Below are 17,055 nucleotides of genomic sequence, written 5' to 3' on the forward strand. Positions count from 1 at the left end.
GGTTTTTCCACTGGTCGTGCGTGAACCCCGTGGGGCCGGTTAGCCTGCGACCGTGGACGAACGAAAACGGGCCGCCGCCGTGATCGTGCGGGACGGCCGTGTGCTGATGGTGCACGAGCGGAGCCGGCGATCCGGTGGCGGCGAGTGGTGGACCCTGCCCGGTGGCGGTCTGGAGCCCGGCGAGACCGCCGAGCAGGCCGTCCGGCGTGAGGTCTTCGAGGAGACGGGCCTGGTCGTGGGCGAGGCCCGGCACATCCTCGAGATGCCGTACCCCTCGGGGATGACCTCGGTGTTCTCGGTGACCGTGGCCGACGGCGAGCCTCGGGTGGGCGTCGACGACGGCTTCGGGCCGGAGCCGCTGGGGCTCGACTGGCTGCCCGCGCCGGAGCTGCCGATCGAGACGAACGGCGGCGTGCCGGTCCCGCCGATGATCGTCGTGCTGCCGGCCGCTTAGGGCGGCTACCGGGGCCCAGCGGTCCCGGAAGGCGCTGAGGCGGCCGCGGCGTGGTTCGACGTCGCAGTCTCGATGCGGGCCGCGGCCTGATCCGAGGTCATCGAGGGCTCGGCCGGCGGCCTCTTCCCGGCGCGGCGGCGCTCGGTGACGAAATAGACGCAGGCGGCGGCGTAGGCCACCGCGAGTCCCAGGCCGACGAGACGTTCCGAGCCGGTCTGCAGGATCGACATGTCGAGGGCCAGTTCGGCCCAGAGCCCGAGCAGCACGGCGTTGACCGTGTCGGACCGGCTCCAGCGCGCGGGGCGGCCCCGGCGGGCCTGTCGCTTGATCTCCACCGCCAGGGAATGGCCAAGCCCGGCCGTGAGGACGGCCAGCAGGAACGTGGCGAAGACCGAGTGGGTCCCGCCGCCCGAGGCAGCCACCATCGCGGTGCCGCCGGCCAGTAGGGCCAGGCCACTGACGGTACCCACGCGGGCGCTTCTGCGTTCCTTCACAGTGTTTGATAGTCGGCAGAAAACGGCGCCGTCTGAGAGGTGTGGGCCACCCGGGAGGGAGAGGACTAGTTGGCGCCCGCGGATTGAGCGAGGATGGCGTGCGTGATGGGAAGCCTGAAGCTCGAACCCGCCCAGTCCCGCCCCGACCTGCTGGCCCCGCCGGTCTCCAAGGCCCTGGCTGTGTGGCCGGAGGACGCTCCGGTCGACGCCGATCAGGTGCTGGTCGCCCCGATCGACCCGGAGCTGGCCGACACGGCGGCGTTCTGCGAGGCGTACGACGTGGGCCTGGACGTCTCGGCCAACTGTGTGATCGTCGCCGGCCGGCGCGGCGAGGTGACCCGCTACGCGGCGTGCATCGTGCTGGCCACGACCCGGGCCGACGTCAACGGCGTGGTGCGGCGCTACCTGGACGCGCGCAAGGCCAGTTTCGCCCCGATGGACGACGCGGTGCGGTTGACCGGCATGGAGTACGGCGGGATCACCCCGATCGGCCTGCCCGCCGACTGGCCGATCCTGGTCGACGCCCGGGTGGCGGCCACGCCGCACGTGATCGTCGGATCAGGCGTGCGGCACAGCAAGATCGCGATCGCCGGCCCGGCCCTGGGCGCGCTACCGGGGGCCGAGGTGATTCCGGACCTGGCCAAGATGATTGACTGATATCAATCGTGTTTCACGTGGAACATCATCGACCCGCGTCAACGGCCTCACGGCGGGCGATCTCTTCCAGGGCGGTCAGGATCGTGGCCGAGTCCTGGGCGCCCTGGATGGCGTACTTGCCGTCCACCACGAAGAACGGGACGCTGGCGATGCCGAGCTCACGGGCCTCGGTCAGGTCGGTCTCGACGGCGCTCGTGCCGGCGTCGGTGTCGAGGTAGGCCGCGGCCGCGGTCTCGTTCAGGCCGATCGAGCCGGCCACGCCGGCCAGCGCCTTCCGGGAGCCGACGTCGACACCGTCGGCGAAATGGGCCCGCTGCAGTGCGTCCAGCATGTCGGCCTGGCGGCCCTGGCTCGCGGCCCACGCGATCAGCCGGTGGGCGTCGAACGTATTGGCCGCGATGGCCCGGTCGTAGTCGATGGTGATGCCCTCGGCGGCGGCGATCGAGGTCACGTGGGCGAGCATCTGATCGGCGTTGCCGAACTTCGCCGCCATGGCCTGCTTGATCGGCAGCGGAGCGGGCACCGGCGTCGCGTCGAGCTGGAACGCCCGGTAGGTGACGGTGACGTCGCCCGGGTGCTCGGTCAGCGCCTCCTCGAGGCGGCGCTTGCCGAGGTAGCACCAGGGGCAGACGACGTCGGCCCAGACCTGAATATCCACGGGAGGGAACCCTAACGTGCCGCGACCTGGGCGGCGATCTGGCGCTTGAGCCGGGCCAGGATGGCCGAGCCGCCGCGGATGCGCAGTGGGCTGATCGCCTGGGCCAGGCCCATCCGCGCGTACAGATCGTCGGGCACGGCCAGGATCTCGGCCGTCGTCGCGTCCTGCAGGCCCTCGGCCAGGATGCCGGCGAAGGCACGGGTGGTCGGCGCCTCCGGCGGGCAGTCGAACCAGGTGACCACGGTGTCGTCCGGCTGCACCGTCGCCTTGAGGAAGAACTGGGTCTGGCACTCCGGCACCTGCTCCATGCCGTCGTGCCCGGCCAGGTCGGCCGGGAGCGGCGGCATGGAGTCGGCGAACTCGAGCAGCATCTCGAGAACCACGTCGCGGGGCGCCGAAGCGAACTCGTCGACGATCTCGGCGAGCTTCGGGGGCATGTCGGTCACAGAGCGACCCTACGCGGAGAAGTCAGGCCGGCGCGGAGGTAGGCAGCAGCGCCACGTCGCTCAGGCTGATGATGCCGACCACTTTGCGATCGGCGTCGCAGACCAGCAGCCGGCGCACGCCGCGCTCCCGCATCGCCTGCACGGCCTCGTCGATGGTGGCCGACTGCTCCACCATGATCAGCTCATGGGAGGTGATGTCGCCGAGCGACGTCGTCTTGACGGGCAGATTCTCCGCTATCGCCCGCACCACGATGTCGCGGTCGGTGACCACGCCGATCATCGTCGGGCCCTTGGTCACCACGACGTCGCCGATGGCGCGATCGCGCATGACCTGAGCGGCCTCGTCCAGCATGGTCGCCTCGGGCAGATAGACGACCTGCCGAGTCATGACATCGGCGACCGATGGCCTCGCCATGCGCACACCTCCCGTGTTGTGAATGGAGTTACCCGAGTGCAGCCGTGATTACACGCGGTATGTCCGTGATCGGCACCTCTTCGCGGGAACCTGTGCGGCGATCGCGAAATTCGGCGAATCCCTCGGCCAGCCGGCGGCCCACCACGACGGACCGGGCGATGCCGATGAGCTCGGCGTCGGTGAACTTCACCCCGGGCGACACGTTCGGCCGGTCGTCGACCAGCACCCGCAGCCCGGCCGCCCGCAACGTGGCGCCGAGGGCCAGCGCCGCCTCGATCTGGCCGTCCTTGCCGGCGGCCACGAGGTGCACGTCGGCCGGGGCGACCTCGTCCGGCCAGAGCAGGCCGCGCTCGTCGTGGTGCTGCTCGGCGATGGCGGCGACCGCGCGCGAGACCCCGATGCCGTACGACCCCATGGTCGGCCGGACCGGTTTGCCGTCGGCCCCCAGCACGTCCACCTTGAACGCGTCCGTATAGCGCCGGCCCAGCTGGAAGATGTGCGCGATCTCGATGCCGCGCCGGATGGTGAGCGAGCCGTCGTCGCAGACCGGGCAGGGGTCGCCCGCGCGGACCTCGGCCGCCTCGATCGTGCCGTCGGGCGTGAAGTCCCGGCCGGCGACCACGTTGATCGCGTGCTTGCCGGGCTCGTTGGCGCCGGTCAGCCAGGCCGTGCCCGGCGCCACGCGCGGGTCGGCCAGGTAGCGCACCTTGATGCCCTGCGGGCCGATGTAGCCCTTGACCAGGTCGGGCCGGGCCGCGAAGTCGTCGAAGAGGGTGGCCGTGGCCGGGGCGAGCGCGGCGTCGAGCCGCTTCGGGTCGACTTCACGGTCACCGGGCACACCGATCACCAGCAGTTCGTCCTCGGCGCCGGGGCGGTGGACGGTGACGACCACGTTCTTCAGCGTGTCGGCCGCCGTCCAGTCGCTGCGGCCGCCGAGGGCCCGCGCGTTGGCCAGGTCGACCAGCGAGGCGATGGTCGGGGTGTCCGGGGTGTCGTGCACGGTGAGCTCGCCGGCCGTGGACGAAGAAGTAGGCGGCACAGGGGTGACGACCGCTTCGGTGTTGGCCGCATAGGAGCACGAGGTGCAGCCGACGAACGTGTCCTCGCCCACGTCGCTGGCCGCGAGGAACTCCTCGGAGGCCGAGCCGCCCATGGCCCCGGACACTGCCGAGACGATCGTGTGGTCGAGCCCGATCCGCGCGAAGGTGCGCTGGTAGGCCGCGCGGACCGCGCCGTAGGCCGAAGCGAGCTCGGCGTCGGTGAGCGCGAACGAATACGCGTCCTTCATCAGGAACTCGCGGCCGCGCAGCAGCCCGGCCCGGGGCCGGGCCTCGTCGCGGTATTTCGTCTGGATCTGGAACAGCATCAGTGGGAAGTCACGGTAGGAGCTGGTCATGTCCTGAACGAGCAGGGTGAACATCTCCTCATGGGTGGGCGCGAGCAGGTAATCGCCGCCCCGCCGGTCCTTGAGCGTGAAGATGTCGTCGCCGTAGTCGGTCCAGCGGTGGGTCGTCTCGTACGGCTCGCGGGGCAGCAGGGCCGGGAACGACACCTCCTGCCCGCCGATCGCGGCCATCTCCTCCCGCACGACCGCGGTGATCCGGTCGAGGACGAGCTTGCCCAGCGGCAGCCACGTGTATCCACCCGGGGCGGCGCGGCGGATGTACCCGGCGCGCAGCAGCAGCCGATGACTCGGCACCTCGGCCTCGGCCGGCTCCTCGCGAAGGGTGCGGAGCAGCAAGGTGGACATTCGCAACAGCATGCGCAGCAGCGTAGAGAGGCTGTGCGACGAAGGACACCGGTTTAAGTCGTGTCGTCATCGTCACGCTTCCGCGCTCCTTACATCGGTGGAAATGTGTGCCCTACGAGCAAAATTCAGGGTGCGTTAAGGGGGCTGCCATGGCGTGGCAGAGCTTCGTGGCAATGGGGGACAGCTTCACCGAGGGGCTGAACGATGCTTACCCGAACGGGACGTTCCGAGGCTGGGCCGACCTGGTGGCGGCCCGTCTGGCCGTCGACTCGGGGCCCGACTTCGGTTACGCGAACCTCGCGATCCGCGGCAAGTTGATGGGCCAGATCGTCGACGAGCAGCTCGAGCCGGCGCTCGCCATGAAGCCCGATCTGGTCAGCTTCGCGGCCGGCGGCAACGACTCGCTGCGGCCCCGTGTCCACCCGTACGAGCTGGTCGAACGCATGGAGCAGGTGGTCGCCCGGGTAAGGGGCACGGGGGCCGACATGATCCTGTTCCGTTTCGCCGACGTGACCGTCAATCTGCCCGCGGTGCTCGGCCGGCGGGCCGCGGTGCTCAACGACGGGGCCCGGGCGCTGGGGGAGAAGTACGGCGCGTACGTCATCGACCTGTTCGCCGACGACGCCTTCCGCCACCCGCACATGTGGGCCCCGGACCGGCTGCACCTCTCCCCGGCCGGTCATCGCCGGGTGGCCGGCCACGTGCTCAACGCGCTCGGCGTCGGCTGTGACGACCAGTGGATGCTGGTGCCGCCGAACCCCGAGCCCACCCCGTGGCTGCTGGCCCGCGGCGCCGACCTGCGCTGGGCCCGCGAGCACCTCGCCCCCTGGGTCGGCCGGCACCTGCGCGGCCACTCGTCGGGCGACCAGGTCATGGCCAAGCGCCCGGAACTGGCCCCGGTGAGGGCCGACATGGCGGCCTGACGCTGAGCCGCCCGATGAGGGGATAGCGTGACAACCATGTCCGTTGCGAACGATCCGGCGCCCACCCTCCAGGCCTACGCGCACCCCGACAAGCTCGTCACCACCGAGTGGCTCGCCGCCAACCTCGACACCCCCGGTCTGGTGGTGGTCGAGTCGGACGAGGACGTGCTGCTCTACGACACCGGCCACATCCCCGGCGCGGTGAAGGTCGACTGGCATCTCGAGCTCAACGACCAGCTCACCCGCGACTACCTCGACCCGGCCGCCTTCGCCGCGCTCCTGTCAGCCAAGGGCATCGGCCGCGACGACACGATCGTCTTCTACGGCGACAACTTCAACTGGTGGGCGGCGTACGCCCTCTGGGTCTTCGAGCTCTTCGGTCACCGCGACGTCCGGCTGCTCGACGGCGGCCGGCAGAAGTGGGTGGCCGAGGGCCGTCCGCTGACCCGCGACCGCACCGAGCGGCCGGCGGCCGACTACCCGGTGCCGGTGCGCAACGACGCCGAGATCCGCGCCTTCCGCGACCAGGTCATGGCCCACATCAGCAGCGGCCGTCCACTGGTCGACGTGCGTTCCCCGCAGGAGTACACGGGCGAGCTGACCCACATGGAGGCCTACCCGCAGGAGGGCGCGCTGCGCGGCGGGCACATCCCGGGCGCGGTCAGCAAGCCGTGGAAGTCGGCGGCCAACGAGGACGGCACCTTCAAGCCGGCCGACGAGCTGACCAAGATCTACTCCGACGAGCTGGGGCTCGACTCGAGCGACGACATCATCGCCTACTGCCGGATCGGTGAGCGGTCGAGCCACACCTGGTTCGTGCTGCACCACCTGCTCGGCTACCCGCAGGTCCGCAACTACGACGGTTCGTGGACGGAGTGGGGCAACCTGGTCCGCGCCCCCATCGCCAAGGGCAGCGAGCCGGGCGGCCTCTCCTAGCGCAAGAAACGGGGCGGCCGGAAAACCGCCCCGTTCTTGTCGGTCCCGGGCGGTACCTTGTCCGCCGTGAGCAACACGTTCCAGGTCGATCTCCGGGGCATCGTCGATCTGCTGAGTCACCACCTCTACGCGAGCCCACGCGTCTACGTCCGTGAGCTGCTGCAGAACGCGGTCGATGCGATCACCGCCACCGGCGATCTCGCGTCGGGCTCGGTGACCATCACGACCGGCGACCACGGCCTGCGCGTGGCCGACAACGGCATCGGGCTCACCGAGGCCCAGGTCCACGAGCTGCTGGCCACGATCGGCCGCAGCTCGAAACGCGACGAGCTGGGCTTCGCCCGCCACGAGTTCCTCGGCCAGTTCGGCATCGGCCTGCTCTCGTGCTTCCTGGTCGCGGACGAGATCCGCGTCCACACCAAGCGCGCCGGCGCTGAGCCCGTGCTCTGGACGGGGTATTCCGACGGCCGCTACGACGTCCGCGCCGGCGAGGAGCGCGAGCCCGGGACGACGGTCACCCTGCTGCCGCGCCGCGGCTCCGAGTCCTTGCTGAGCGGTACGACCGTTCGCGAGCTGGCCGAGCTTTACGGTTCGCTGCTGCCCGTGTCCGTCGAGGTCGACGGGACGCGGGTGACCAGCGGCGCCGTCCCGTGGGAGCGCGGCGATGAGGCCCTGGCGGCGTATGCCCAGGAGGTCTTCGGTTTCCGTCCGTTCGACGCGGTCGAGCTCAGCGTGCCCGAGGCCGGCCTGACCGGCGTCGCGTTCATCCTGCCGACGCCGGTCAACCCGGCCACCCGCGGCGGCCACCGTGTCTACCTCAAGCGGATGCTGCTCTCCGAGAGCGTCGAGGGCCTGCTGCCCGAGTGGGCGTTCTTCGCCCGCTGCGTCGTCGACAGCACCGAGCTGCGCCCCACCGCCAGCCGCGAGGCACTCTACGACGATGGCCTGCTCGCCGACACCCGGGAGGCCATCGCCGACCAGCTGCGCGGCTGGCTCGTCCGGCTGGCCGCCACCGACCCACGGCAGCTGTCCCGCTTCCTCGGCATCCATCACCTCGGCGTCAAGGCCCTCGCCCTGCACGACGACGAGATGCTGCGCCTGGTCGAGCAGTGGTACGCCATGGAGACCAACATGGGCCAGTTGACGCTGGCCGAGTTCCGCGAGCGGTGGGGCGTGATCCGCTATGCCGCCACCACGGACGAGTTCCGCCAGCTCGCCGCCGTGGCCGCGGCCCAGGAGGTCGCCCTGATCAACGGTGGCTACGTCTACGACGCCGACCTGATCGAGCGGCTGGCCACAGTGGACTCCGAGGTGCGGGTCGAGCGACTCGAGCCGTCCGACCTGGCGACCCGGTTCACCGAGGTCGACCTCGAGACCGAGCTGCGGTTGCGCCCGTTCCTCACCGCCGCCCAGCGCCGTCTCGACCGGCTCGGCTGTGAGGTCCAGGTCCGTGCCTTCGACCCGGCCACGCTGCCCGCGCTCTACCTGGTGAGCCGGTCCGCCGCGTTCCACGAGGAGTTCAGCACCGGCCGCGACCGGGCCGACGACCTGTGGGGTGGCGTGCTCGACGCGCTGGCCCACACGGCGCCGGCCGACCGTCCGCAGCTCGTGCTCAACCACCGCAACGCGCTGGTGCGCCGAGTGATCGGCATCGCCGATCCCGAGCTGATCGGTCTGGCGGTCGAGTCGCTCTACGGCCAGGCGCTCATGCTGGGCCACCACCCGATCCGGCCGGCCGACGCCGCCCTGCTGACCACCTCGTTCCTGGGCCTCCTGGAGCGCGCCGTCTCGGAGGAGGAGCGATGAAGACCGCCGAGGAGCTGTGGGAGCTGATCTCCCAGGCCGAGGACATGCCGTACGGAGCCGCCCAGATCGCGCTCGTGGAGCAGATCCTGCGCCACGTCGACGGCCCCGCCGACCCGCATCTGGCCTTCGTGACCCGGTTGACCGCCACGAACGCCTACATCTACGGCGGCGAGCCGGCCAAGGCGTTCGTCACCTTCTCCTGGTGCATCGCCGACTTCGACCGCAACCCGCAGCCGTACCACCAGCGGGCCCAGCACAGCCTGCTGTGGCTGTTCAAGAGCATGGTCAACGCCCTGACCAAGTTCCCCGAGGTGCCGCTGGCCCGGACGTACGCGGTGCTCGACGACATGGAGCGGCGCTATCGCGAGCACGGCGCCGGACTGGGCGCGCTCTACAAATACCGCTACATCGTCGCCGACCACATCGGTCTGCGCGACGACGCCGACGCCTGGTACGAGAAGTGGCAGGCCGCCCCGCGCGACCGGCTCTCCGACTGCGTCGGCTGCGACCCCACCGACGTCGCCGCCTACCTCTCCACCCGGGGCCGCTTCGCCGACGCCGTCGAGCACGCCGACCCGGTGCTCGCCGGGACGCTCAACTGCATCGAGCAGCCGCAGGCGATCCTCGAGGAGCTGATGGTTCCCTACCTGCTGACCGGCCGGGAGTCCGACGCGGCGGACGCGCACCGCCGGTCGTACCGTCGGCAGCGCGCCAACCTGGCCGACATGGAATCGGTGGCCGGCCACATCGCCTTCTGCGCCCGCACCGGCAACGAGCACCGAGGTCTGGAGATCCTCCAGCGGCACATCGACTGGCTTGACAAGGCGCCGTCGCCGATGGCGGCCATGGAGTTCGCGGCCGCCGGCGGCCACCTGCTGCGCCGGGTCACCGGCCTCGGCCACGGCGACGCGACCGTACGCCGCCTGGGCCGTCCCGAGATCACGGCGGCCGGGCTGGCGACCGAGCTCGAGACCCAGGCGACCGAGCTGGCCGCCCGGTTCGACGCCCGTAACGGCACCACCGCCCAGAGCAGCCGGATCGCCGAGTGGCTGGTCCGTGAGCCCTTCGGGGTGACCCTGGCCCTGTCGCCGTCGGCCCGGACCACCACCACGCCGCCTCGACCGGACAAAAAGGACACGACGCCCGAGGTGCCGGCCGGGTTGAGCGCCTCCGTGCTCCTCGACCTGGCCGAGGAGCACGTCGGCGAGGACCGCGACGAGGCGGCGATCGCGACTCTGGCCGCCTTCGACGCCCGTTTCCCCACGCCGTCGCTCGAGGAGGCCGGTCGGCGGGCGGCGTTGCAGGGTGTGGTCAGTGACTGGCGGCGTGACCCGCAAGGGGTCGAGGCGGCCTGGCGCGAAGCGGTCGACCTGCTCACCCGGGCCGGCGCCGCCGAGCGGGCGGCCGCGGCCGGTGGTCGCCTGGGCATCCTGTGCTGCCTGACCGGCCGCCAGGAGGAGGGCATCGCCCTGGTCCGGGCCGAGGTCGCGCGGATGACCGGGCACGGCGACGACCGGCAGCGCTCCAGCGCCTGGTCCCGGCTGGCCATCGCTCAGTTCACCGGGGACGACTTCACCGCCGCTCGCGAGAGCCTCGACCGGGCCGACGAGGCGGCCATCGCGGCCGGGCTCCCTCGCCATCAAGCTGTGCACGACGTCTGGCGGGCCCGCGTCGCGCTGGCCCTCGAAGACCCGGAGGAGGCGCTGGCCGCCGCCACTCGGGCCCGGGACTTCTTCCGCGAGCACGGCCCGGCGGGCCGGATGGCCGAGGCCGCCATGATCGTCGCCGATCTGGCCACCGACCCCGAGCAGGCGGTGGAGGCCTTCGGCCAGATGCTGGCCGCCGACGAGCCCCACCTGACGCTGATGGCCCGGGCCGGTCGCGGCCGCGCGCTGCTGCATCTCGGCCGCCCCGCCGACGCTATCGCCGACCTGGTCGAGGCGGCCGCCCTGGCCGCCGAGCACGACCAGGAGCAGGCCGGCGCCTTCGTCCGGCAGGACCTGGCCCGTGCCTATAAAGAGGCCGGCCGTCCGATCGAGGCGGCCGAGGTGGCCGAGGAGGCGCTGCTGCGCTTCGAGCGGCTCGAGCTCGGCGCCCCGGCCGACGACGTGCGTTTCCTGCTCGCCGGGCTCTACCGCGAGATCGGCGACAACCAGGGCGCCCTGGCCCTCTATCGCGCCTTGATCGAGGGCCTGGCCGGCAACCCGGCCGGGCGCGGTCAGGTCGGCGAGCAGGCGGGCGCGCTGCTCTACGACATGGACCGCGACGCCGAGGCGGCCCAGACGTTCGAGGCCGCGGCCCGGGCGCTGCACGAGGCGGGCGACCTGATCGGCGAGCTGCGGGTGCTGCGCCGCCGGGTGAGCGCCCTGCACTACGCCGACGACGCGCCCACCGGGCTGGCCGTGGCCGACGAGGCCGAGAAGCTCTACGCTCAGCTTCCGCCCGGGACGGCGGCCGAGCCGAACGCGATCTGGCAGCGCTCGATGGTCGCCCGCGAGGCGGCCGGCCTGCTGATGGCCCGTGGCCGGCACGCCGAGGCCGTGACTCGTCTGGAGCCGTTGCCGGAGCGTCTGCGGGCGATCGGGGCGGAGGAGGACGCGGCCACGATCGAGACCATGCTGGGGGAGGCCCGCCATCCTTCAGGGGAGTAAAGAGGTCCTACCGGCGAGTAGGATCCTTAACGCACGTTAAGCACATGCCTTGACAGAGGGTTAGAGTGACCTCGTGACAACGGTTGATCAGCAGCAGCGCCCGGGGCCGCCCGCTCCCCGGCGCCGGTCGCGCCGGGACGAGATCCTGGAGATCGCGGTGGGCCTCTTCGCGGCCCGTGGATATCACGGTGTCTCGATGGACGACATCGGCTCGGCCGCCGGCGTGACCGGCCCGGCGCTCTACCACCACTTCGCCGGCAAGGAGGCGATGCTGGTGGCGGCGCTCATCCCGGTCAGCGAGGGCCTGCTGCACGGCGGCGAGGCCCGCGTCGCCCTGCACCCCGAGGACGCCAGCGCCGCGCTCGCCGACCTGATCGACTTCCACGTCGAGTTCGCCCTGGCCAACCCGGCCGTCATCGCTCTGCACCTGCACGAGCTCGATCGGCTGCCCGAGGAGCCGCGGCGCCAGATCCGCCGGCTTCAGCGCCTCTACGTCGAGGAGTGGGTCGGCGTGCTGGCCAAGCTGCGTCCCGAGCTCGACGCGGCCGAGGCCCGGGTGCTCGCCCACTCGGCGTTCGGCCTGATGAACTCGACGCCGTTCCTCGGCGGCGAGGTCGATCGCCGGCGCCGGGCGGCGCTGCTGCGCGAGGCCACGATGCACGCGCTGACGGGGCGCTGAGGCCGATGATCGAGTCGCTGCTCGTCGCGAACCGGGGCGAGATCGCCCGCCGGATCGTCCGGACCGCCCGGCGGCTGGGCATCCGCACGATCGTGGTCCACTCGGAGCCCGACGCCGGGATGCCGTTCGTGACCGAGGCCGACGAGGCGATCTGCGTCGGCCCGGCCAACCCGGCCCAGAGCTACCGCAACGCCGAGGCCATCCTGGCCGCCGCGAAATCGACCGGGGCCCAGGCCATCCACCCCGGTTACGGTTTCCTCAGCGAGAGCGCCGAGTTCGCCCGGGCCGTCGAGGCCAACGGCCTGATCTGGGTCGGCCCCGGCCCCGAGGCGATCGCCGCGATGGGCGACAAGATCAACGCCCGCAACATCATGGCGGCGGCCGGCGTGCCGGTCGCGCCGGGCTCGCACGACCCGGCGGCCACTGTGGAGGCTGCCGTCGAGGCCGCCACCGAGATCGGTTACCCGGTGATGGTCAAGGCCGCCGCCGGGGGCGGCGGCATGGGCATGGCGGTCGCCGGCGACGAGGCCGCCCTGCGCACCGAGTACGACAAGGTCCGCGTCTTCGCCGAGCGCATGTTCGGCGACGGCTCGGTGCTGATCGAGCGCTACTTCCCCCGGGTCCGCCACGTCGAGGTGCAGATCCTCGGCCTGGCCGACGGCCGGGTGATCGCCCTGTCCGAGCGCGAGTGCTCGGTGCAGCGCCGCAATCAGAAACTGGTGGAGGAGTCGCCCAGCCCCGCGGTCACCCCCGAGCTGCGTGAGCGTTTCCTGGCCGCCGCGGTCCGGGCCGGTGAGGCCGTCGGCTACCGCAACGCGGGCACGGTCGAGTGCCTGCTCGACCCGGCCAGCGGCGAGTTCTTCTTCCTCGAGATGAACACCCGCCTGCAGGTCGAGCACCCGATCACCGAGCTGATCCACGGCATCGACCTGGTCGAGGAGCAGCTCCGGATCGCGTCGGGCGAGCTGACGGACCCACCGCGAGCCACCCGCGGCCACGCGATCGAGATGCGGATCAACGCCGAGGACCCGAAGCGGTTCTTCCCCGGTCCCGGGCCGATCACCACCTGGGTCGAGCCGTCCGGCGAGGGCGTCCGCGTCGACTCCGGCTACGCCGAGGGCACGGCGGTCACCCAGCACTACGACTCGCTGATGGCCAAGTTGATCGTCTTCGGCGCCGATCGCGAGGAGGCTCTCGCGCGGGCGCGCGTGGCCGTGAGCGGCTTCCAGATCGCCGGCCCCAAGAACAACCTGCCCTTCTTCGCCGAGCTGCTGGAAAATCCGGAGTTCCTCTCCGGCGACTACGACACCGGCATCGTGTCCCGGATGAGGTGATCCGCCGATGACGTCCGTGAGCATCCGAGAGGTCGCGCCGCGCGACGGGCTGCAGAACGAGGAGCCCATTCCGACCGAGGCCAAGGTCGCGCTGATCGACGCGCTGAGCGGGACGGGGGTCCGCCGGATCGAGGCCGTCTCGTTCGTGCACCCCAAGGCCATCCCGCAGATGGCCGACGCCGACGAGGTCTGGTCCCGGGCCACGAAGAACCCGGAGATCCGCTACTCCGCGCTGATCCCCAACACCCGGGGCGCGCAGCGGGCGATCGCGGCCGGCTTCCGTGAGATCGAGGTCGTCGTGTCCGCTTCGGACACGCACAACCGCCGCAACCTCAACCGGTCGACCGACGAGTCGCTCGACGACATCGCCTCCCTCATTCCGTTGATCCACGAGGCCGGCGCGACGGTCGAGGTGATCGTCGCGACCAGTTTCGGCTGCCCGTTCGAGGGCGACATCGATCCCGAACGGGTGGCCGGCATCGTGGCCCGGGTCCGGGCCGACGGGGCCGACCGCATCGCCTTCGGCGACACGACCGGCATGGCGACTCCGCGCCGGGTCCGTGACCTTCTCTCGACCGTCCGTCCCGACCTCCTGCACTTCCACAACACCAGGGGTACGGGTCTGGCCAACATCCTGACCGCGCTCGAGCTCGGGGTGACCGAGTTCGACGCCAGCGCCGGCGGGATCGGGGGCTGTCCTTATGCGCCGGGCGCCTCGGGCAACGTGGCGACCGAGGAGGTCGTCCACATGCTCCACGACATGGGCATCGAGACCGGCATAGACCTGGAGAGACTGATCGAAACGGCCGCCCTGGCCGAAAAACTCCTCGGCCGTACCCTTCCGTCCGGTGTTCTACGCGCCGGACCACGCACCAGACTGGTGTGATTTCGGCCGCAGATCGTTGCGATCAGTTTTCCCATTCGCCGGCGTGACCGCCGTCCCTTCGTTTCGTTACCAATACCGAGTGGCCGATATCGCCGAATGCGGCGGATCCGCCATCGGATCGGGTCAACGACGAGGGGCGGATCATGACGGAACTGGGGGTCGGGCGTACGCGCACGGCGTGCCCACTGCCGTCCGTGCCGCCCGCCGGCGACTCCTCGCCCGTGCCGCCTCACATCCAGGGGGCGGAGTGGCGTACGGAGAGCCGCGCACGCCGGCACACCGGATCCCGGTGGGGCCTGCGAGTCCTCGTCGTCGGCGGCCTGGCCGGTGCGGCCTGGCTGCTCACCGGTGCTGCCGCGCACGCCGCGGACCGGGTCGACGGGCCGGACGGCTCGTTGCTCGGCTCCGTCATCGGCGCCGACACCACAACCCCGGTCACCGATCTCCTGCAGGCGGCTGTCGAGCCGCTGGAGGCCGAACGGCCGGACCACGAGAGACACATGACCGACATCCTCGACGTTCCCCGGCGGGTTCTCTCCCATCCGGCGGAGACTGTCGACGAGGTCACGCAGCAGGACGACGGGACCCCCGTCGACGACGCCGTGAGCGACGTCGACCAGGTCCTCTCGGATGTCACCGGCACAATCCGCCTCATCGGCGGCCCGGAGACCCCGCAGCGGCTCGCCGCGGTGACGGACGCCATCACCGAGACCGAGAGCCCGGCCGGCGACCGGCCGGAGCCCTCGACGGCCGACCGGCAGCCCGAACCGCGGCCGGTCAGTGCCATCACGGCGAGCCCTGTCACGAGCACCAAGACCTTCCGCGCGGCGAACGCCGGCCATCACGCCGTCGTCGCGGTCAAGCACGGCAAGGTCTCCTCCACGAAGTCGGCCCGCCGGCACCACCACCACGCCCGCGCCGCTCAGGCGGCGAAGGTCGGTGGGCCGGAGAAGGTCGAGGGGGACAGCACACCCGGCGGTGACGAGCCGGCCGCTCCTGTGCGGCTGCGCCTCGGGGACGTCAGCGGCACCCCGACCAGCGGGTCGGGGACTCCGACGGAAGGTGGCTCCGCGGCCTTCCTGCCGGCCGCGATCGTGAGCAGCACGATGGCCAGCCATCTGGCTGCGATCGCGTCCGATGTCGAGGCCCGGCAGCACGATGCCGAGGCACCGACCGTCTCCCCTGACTGAGTGATCACGCTCGGCGGTCCGCCCGGCCGCCGGCGACCAGCCCGATTCCCGAACCGCTTGCGAACAAGCGGCGAATCGTAGACGCCTGAAATCACTCGCACCGCACCGATGCGCCTTGTGGGCGCACGTCGACAAGCGGAGTCAGGGCAGAAGGAAACCGAGCCAGGGCACCGCTGCGCCCGAAAACGCATCGCCCTCAATTGAATACGCATGCATTTTTGCCGGACCATTCTTGAAAGGCATTTCTTTTCTCATGAAGACTTGGGTTCGTAAGACTCTGAGCGTCGGCGTCCTGGCCGCTGGCGCCCTGCTGTTCGCCCCGGCCGCGGCGCAGGCCGACGTCATCCAGTCGAACGGCGACAACAACGGGATCCTGAACGGGACCCAGCTCGCCGTCCCGGTCCGGGTCCCGGTCAACGTCGTCGGCACCTCGGTCGGCATCCTGGGCGTGGCCGACTCGCGCGGCGCCGGCATCAACTCCCTGGAGAGCGGCCGCCGCGGCGTCCAGTCCAACGGGGACAACAACGGCATCCTGAACGGCACCCAGGCCTACCTGCCGGTCAACGTTCCGGTGAACGTCGTCGGCACGGCGGCTGCGGTCGCCGGCCAGGCCCGGGCCCAGGGCGTCGGCGTCAACAAGCTCGAGAGCGGCCGCACCACCGAGCACGGCTGGCGGGACCGCGACGGCGACATCCAGTCGAACGGCGACAACAACGGGATCCTGAACGGCACCCAGCTGTACGCGCCGATCGACGTCCCGATCAACGTCTGTGGCACCTCGATCGCGCTGCTCGGCGCGGCCGACAGCCGGGCGCTGTGCGTGAACAGCCTGGAGAGCGGCTCGGTCAAGGGCAAGTCCCGGACCAAGGAGAGCGCCTGGCAGAGCAACGGCGACAACAACGGGATCGCCAACGGCACCCAGCTGTACGCGCCGATCAGCCTGCCGGTGAACCTGTCGGGCACCTCGGTCGCCGTCCTCGGCGCCTCGAGCTCCCGCGCCGTCTCCGTCAACAAGCTGGAGAAGGGGACCGGTCACCACGACGACTTCATCCAGAGCAACGGTGACAACAACGGCATCCTGAACGGCACCCAGATCGGTGTTCCGATCAACGTGCCGATCAACGTCTGCGGCACCTCGGTCGGCATCCTCGGTGCCGCCCAGTCCTCGGCGGCCTGCGTCAACGACCTCAGCGACCGGGACGGCCGCGACCGCGACCGTGGCGGCTTCTGGGGCGACGACCGGGACGGCTTCTGGGGCGGCGACGACGACTGGGACGGCGACCACGGCCACGGCCACGGCCGCCCGGGTCACCACGGCCACGGCGACGACGACGACTTCGGCGGCGCGCAGGGCGAGGACCCGAACGACTACAAGGGTGCCGGCGGCGTCAAGGGTGACGGTGGCGTCCGCGGCGACAAGCCGGGCTACACCAAGGACGACGAGGAGCCCGCGGCGGCCCAGGGCGAGGAGCCCGCGGAGGAGCCGGTCGCCGGCTACACCAAGCCGGCCGCGACCGGTTCGAACAGCAAGGCCACCGGTGGCCGCAAGGCGATGACCGAGGGTTCCCCGGTGACCGACCTGGCCGGCTCGGTCAGCGACGCCACGGGCCTGGGCCTGCTCAACACGCTGCGCTGATCACCCGCACAGACCGGGTCGCGCCGGTCCCAGGACGCGACCCGACGACGCCAGGAGGCGTCGAGCAGTAACCGGTGTTCCTCCACGACGCCGGGGCAGTGAAACGGACGGGAGTCTCCGCGATCGGCGGAGGCTCCCGT

16 protein-coding genes are annotated in these 17,055 nt (G+C 71.3%); 11 read left to right on the top strand and 5 right to left on the bottom strand.

What is annotated here, in order from left to right:
* Window positions 1–52: 52 nt before the first annotated feature.
* The gene (locus AB0J66_RS31610; protein WP_364668379.1) at window positions 53–454 is read left to right on the top strand and encodes an NUDIX hydrolase; all 402 of its coding nucleotides are present in this window, start codon (window positions 53–55) and stop codon (window positions 452–454) included.
* Window positions 455–459: 5 nt separating this feature from the next.
* Here AB0J66_RS31610 and AB0J66_RS31615 read toward each other — a convergent pair whose 3' ends face one another.
* Window positions 460–924, bottom strand: a complete 465-nt coding sequence (locus tag AB0J66_RS31615) for a hypothetical protein (RefSeq protein WP_364668381.1) — start codon at window positions 922–924, stop codon at window positions 460–462.
* Window positions 925–1,053: 129 nt separating this feature from the next.
* On the opposite strand from AB0J66_RS31615, the gene AB0J66_RS31620 reads away from it, so the two are divergent.
* Window positions 1,054–1,605: a YbaK/EbsC family protein gene (locus AB0J66_RS31620; protein WP_364668724.1), complete on the top strand. Its 552-nt coding sequence runs from the start codon at window positions 1,054–1,056 to the stop codon at window positions 1,603–1,605.
* A 25-nt stretch (window positions 1,606–1,630) separates the two neighbouring features.
* On the opposite strand, the gene AB0J66_RS31625 is transcribed toward AB0J66_RS31620, so the two are convergent.
* Genes AB0J66_RS31625 through AB0J66_RS31640 form a run of 4 tightly spaced genes read right to left on the bottom strand, consistent with a single transcriptional unit; the run spans window position 1,631 to window position 4,886 of the window.
* The gene (locus tag AB0J66_RS31625; protein ID WP_364668384.1) at window positions 1,631–2,263 is read right to left on the bottom strand and encodes a DsbA family oxidoreductase; all 633 of its coding nucleotides are present in this window, start codon (window positions 2,261–2,263) and stop codon (window positions 1,631–1,633) included.
* Between the two features lie 11 nt (window positions 2,264–2,274).
* Entirely contained in the window at window positions 2,275–2,709 is a 435-nt protein-coding gene (locus AB0J66_RS31630; RefSeq protein WP_364668386.1) for a SufE family protein, read from the bottom strand.
* 22 nt (window positions 2,710–2,731) lie between these two features.
* Complete coding sequence (locus AB0J66_RS31635) at window positions 2,732–3,124, bottom strand: CBS domain-containing protein (RefSeq protein ID WP_364668389.1); 393 nt, start codon at window positions 3,122–3,124, stop codon at window positions 2,732–2,734.
* A 28-nt stretch (window positions 3,125–3,152) separates the two neighbouring features.
* On the bottom strand, window positions 3,153–4,886 hold the full coding sequence (locus AB0J66_RS31640) for a proline--tRNA ligase (RefSeq protein WP_364668391.1): 1,734 nt from the start codon (window positions 4,884–4,886) through the stop codon (window positions 3,153–3,155).
* A gap of 137 nt (window positions 4,887–5,023) precedes the next feature.
* On the opposite strand from AB0J66_RS31640, the gene AB0J66_RS31645 reads away from it, so the two are divergent.
* From AB0J66_RS31645 to AB0J66_RS31685, 9 genes are all read left to right on the top strand, one after another.
* Window positions 5,024–5,797: an SGNH/GDSL hydrolase family protein gene (locus tag AB0J66_RS31645; protein WP_364668394.1), complete on the top strand. Its 774-nt coding sequence runs from the start codon at window positions 5,024–5,026 to the stop codon at window positions 5,795–5,797.
* Window positions 5,798–5,833: 36 nt separating this feature from the next.
* On the top strand, window positions 5,834–6,733 hold the full coding sequence (locus tag AB0J66_RS31650; protein ID WP_364668397.1) for a sulfurtransferase: 900 nt from the start codon (window positions 5,834–5,836) through the stop codon (window positions 6,731–6,733).
* Window positions 6,734–6,799: 66 nt separating this feature from the next.
* On the top strand, window positions 6,800–8,539 hold the full coding sequence (locus AB0J66_RS31655; RefSeq protein WP_364668400.1) for an HSP90 family protein: 1,740 nt from the start codon (window positions 6,800–6,802) through the stop codon (window positions 8,537–8,539).
* Window positions 8,536–11,190: a tetratricopeptide repeat protein gene (locus AB0J66_RS31660; RefSeq protein ID WP_364668403.1), complete on the top strand. Its 2,655-nt coding sequence runs from the start codon at window positions 8,536–8,538 to the stop codon at window positions 11,188–11,190. Before AB0J66_RS31655 ends, AB0J66_RS31660 begins: the two co-directional genes overlap by 4 nt.
* 73 nt (window positions 11,191–11,263) lie before the next feature.
* On the top strand, window positions 11,264–11,869 hold the full coding sequence (locus AB0J66_RS31665; protein WP_364668406.1) for a TetR/AcrR family transcriptional regulator: 606 nt from the start codon (window positions 11,264–11,266) through the stop codon (window positions 11,867–11,869).
* Between the two features lie 5 nt (window positions 11,870–11,874).
* A complete protein-coding gene (locus AB0J66_RS31670; RefSeq protein ID WP_364668409.1) occupies window positions 11,875–13,203 on the top strand; it encodes a biotin carboxylase N-terminal domain-containing protein in 1,329 nt (442 codons plus the stop codon).
* 7 nt (window positions 13,204–13,210) lie between these two features.
* Complete coding sequence (locus tag AB0J66_RS31675; RefSeq protein ID WP_364668412.1) at window positions 13,211–14,089, top strand: hydroxymethylglutaryl-CoA lyase; 879 nt, start codon at window positions 13,211–13,213, stop codon at window positions 14,087–14,089.
* A gap of 143 nt (window positions 14,090–14,232) precedes the next feature.
* Window positions 14,233–15,279, top strand: coding sequence for a hypothetical protein (locus tag AB0J66_RS31680; protein ID WP_364668415.1), 1,047 nt, complete (start codon window positions 14,233–14,235; stop codon window positions 15,277–15,279).
* A gap of 253 nt (window positions 15,280–15,532) precedes the next feature.
* Window positions 15,533–16,915 carry a chaplin family protein gene (locus AB0J66_RS31685; protein ID WP_364668418.1) on the top strand — a complete coding sequence of 461 codons (1,383 nt, stop codon included), beginning with the start codon at window positions 15,533–15,535 and terminating at the stop codon, window positions 16,913–16,915.
* Window positions 16,916–17,055 lie beyond the last annotated feature (140 nt).

Source organism: Actinoplanes sp. NPDC049598 (assembly GCF_040675435.1).
Taxonomy (GTDB): Bacteria; Actinomycetota; Actinomycetes; order Mycobacteriales; family Micromonosporaceae; genus Actinoplanes.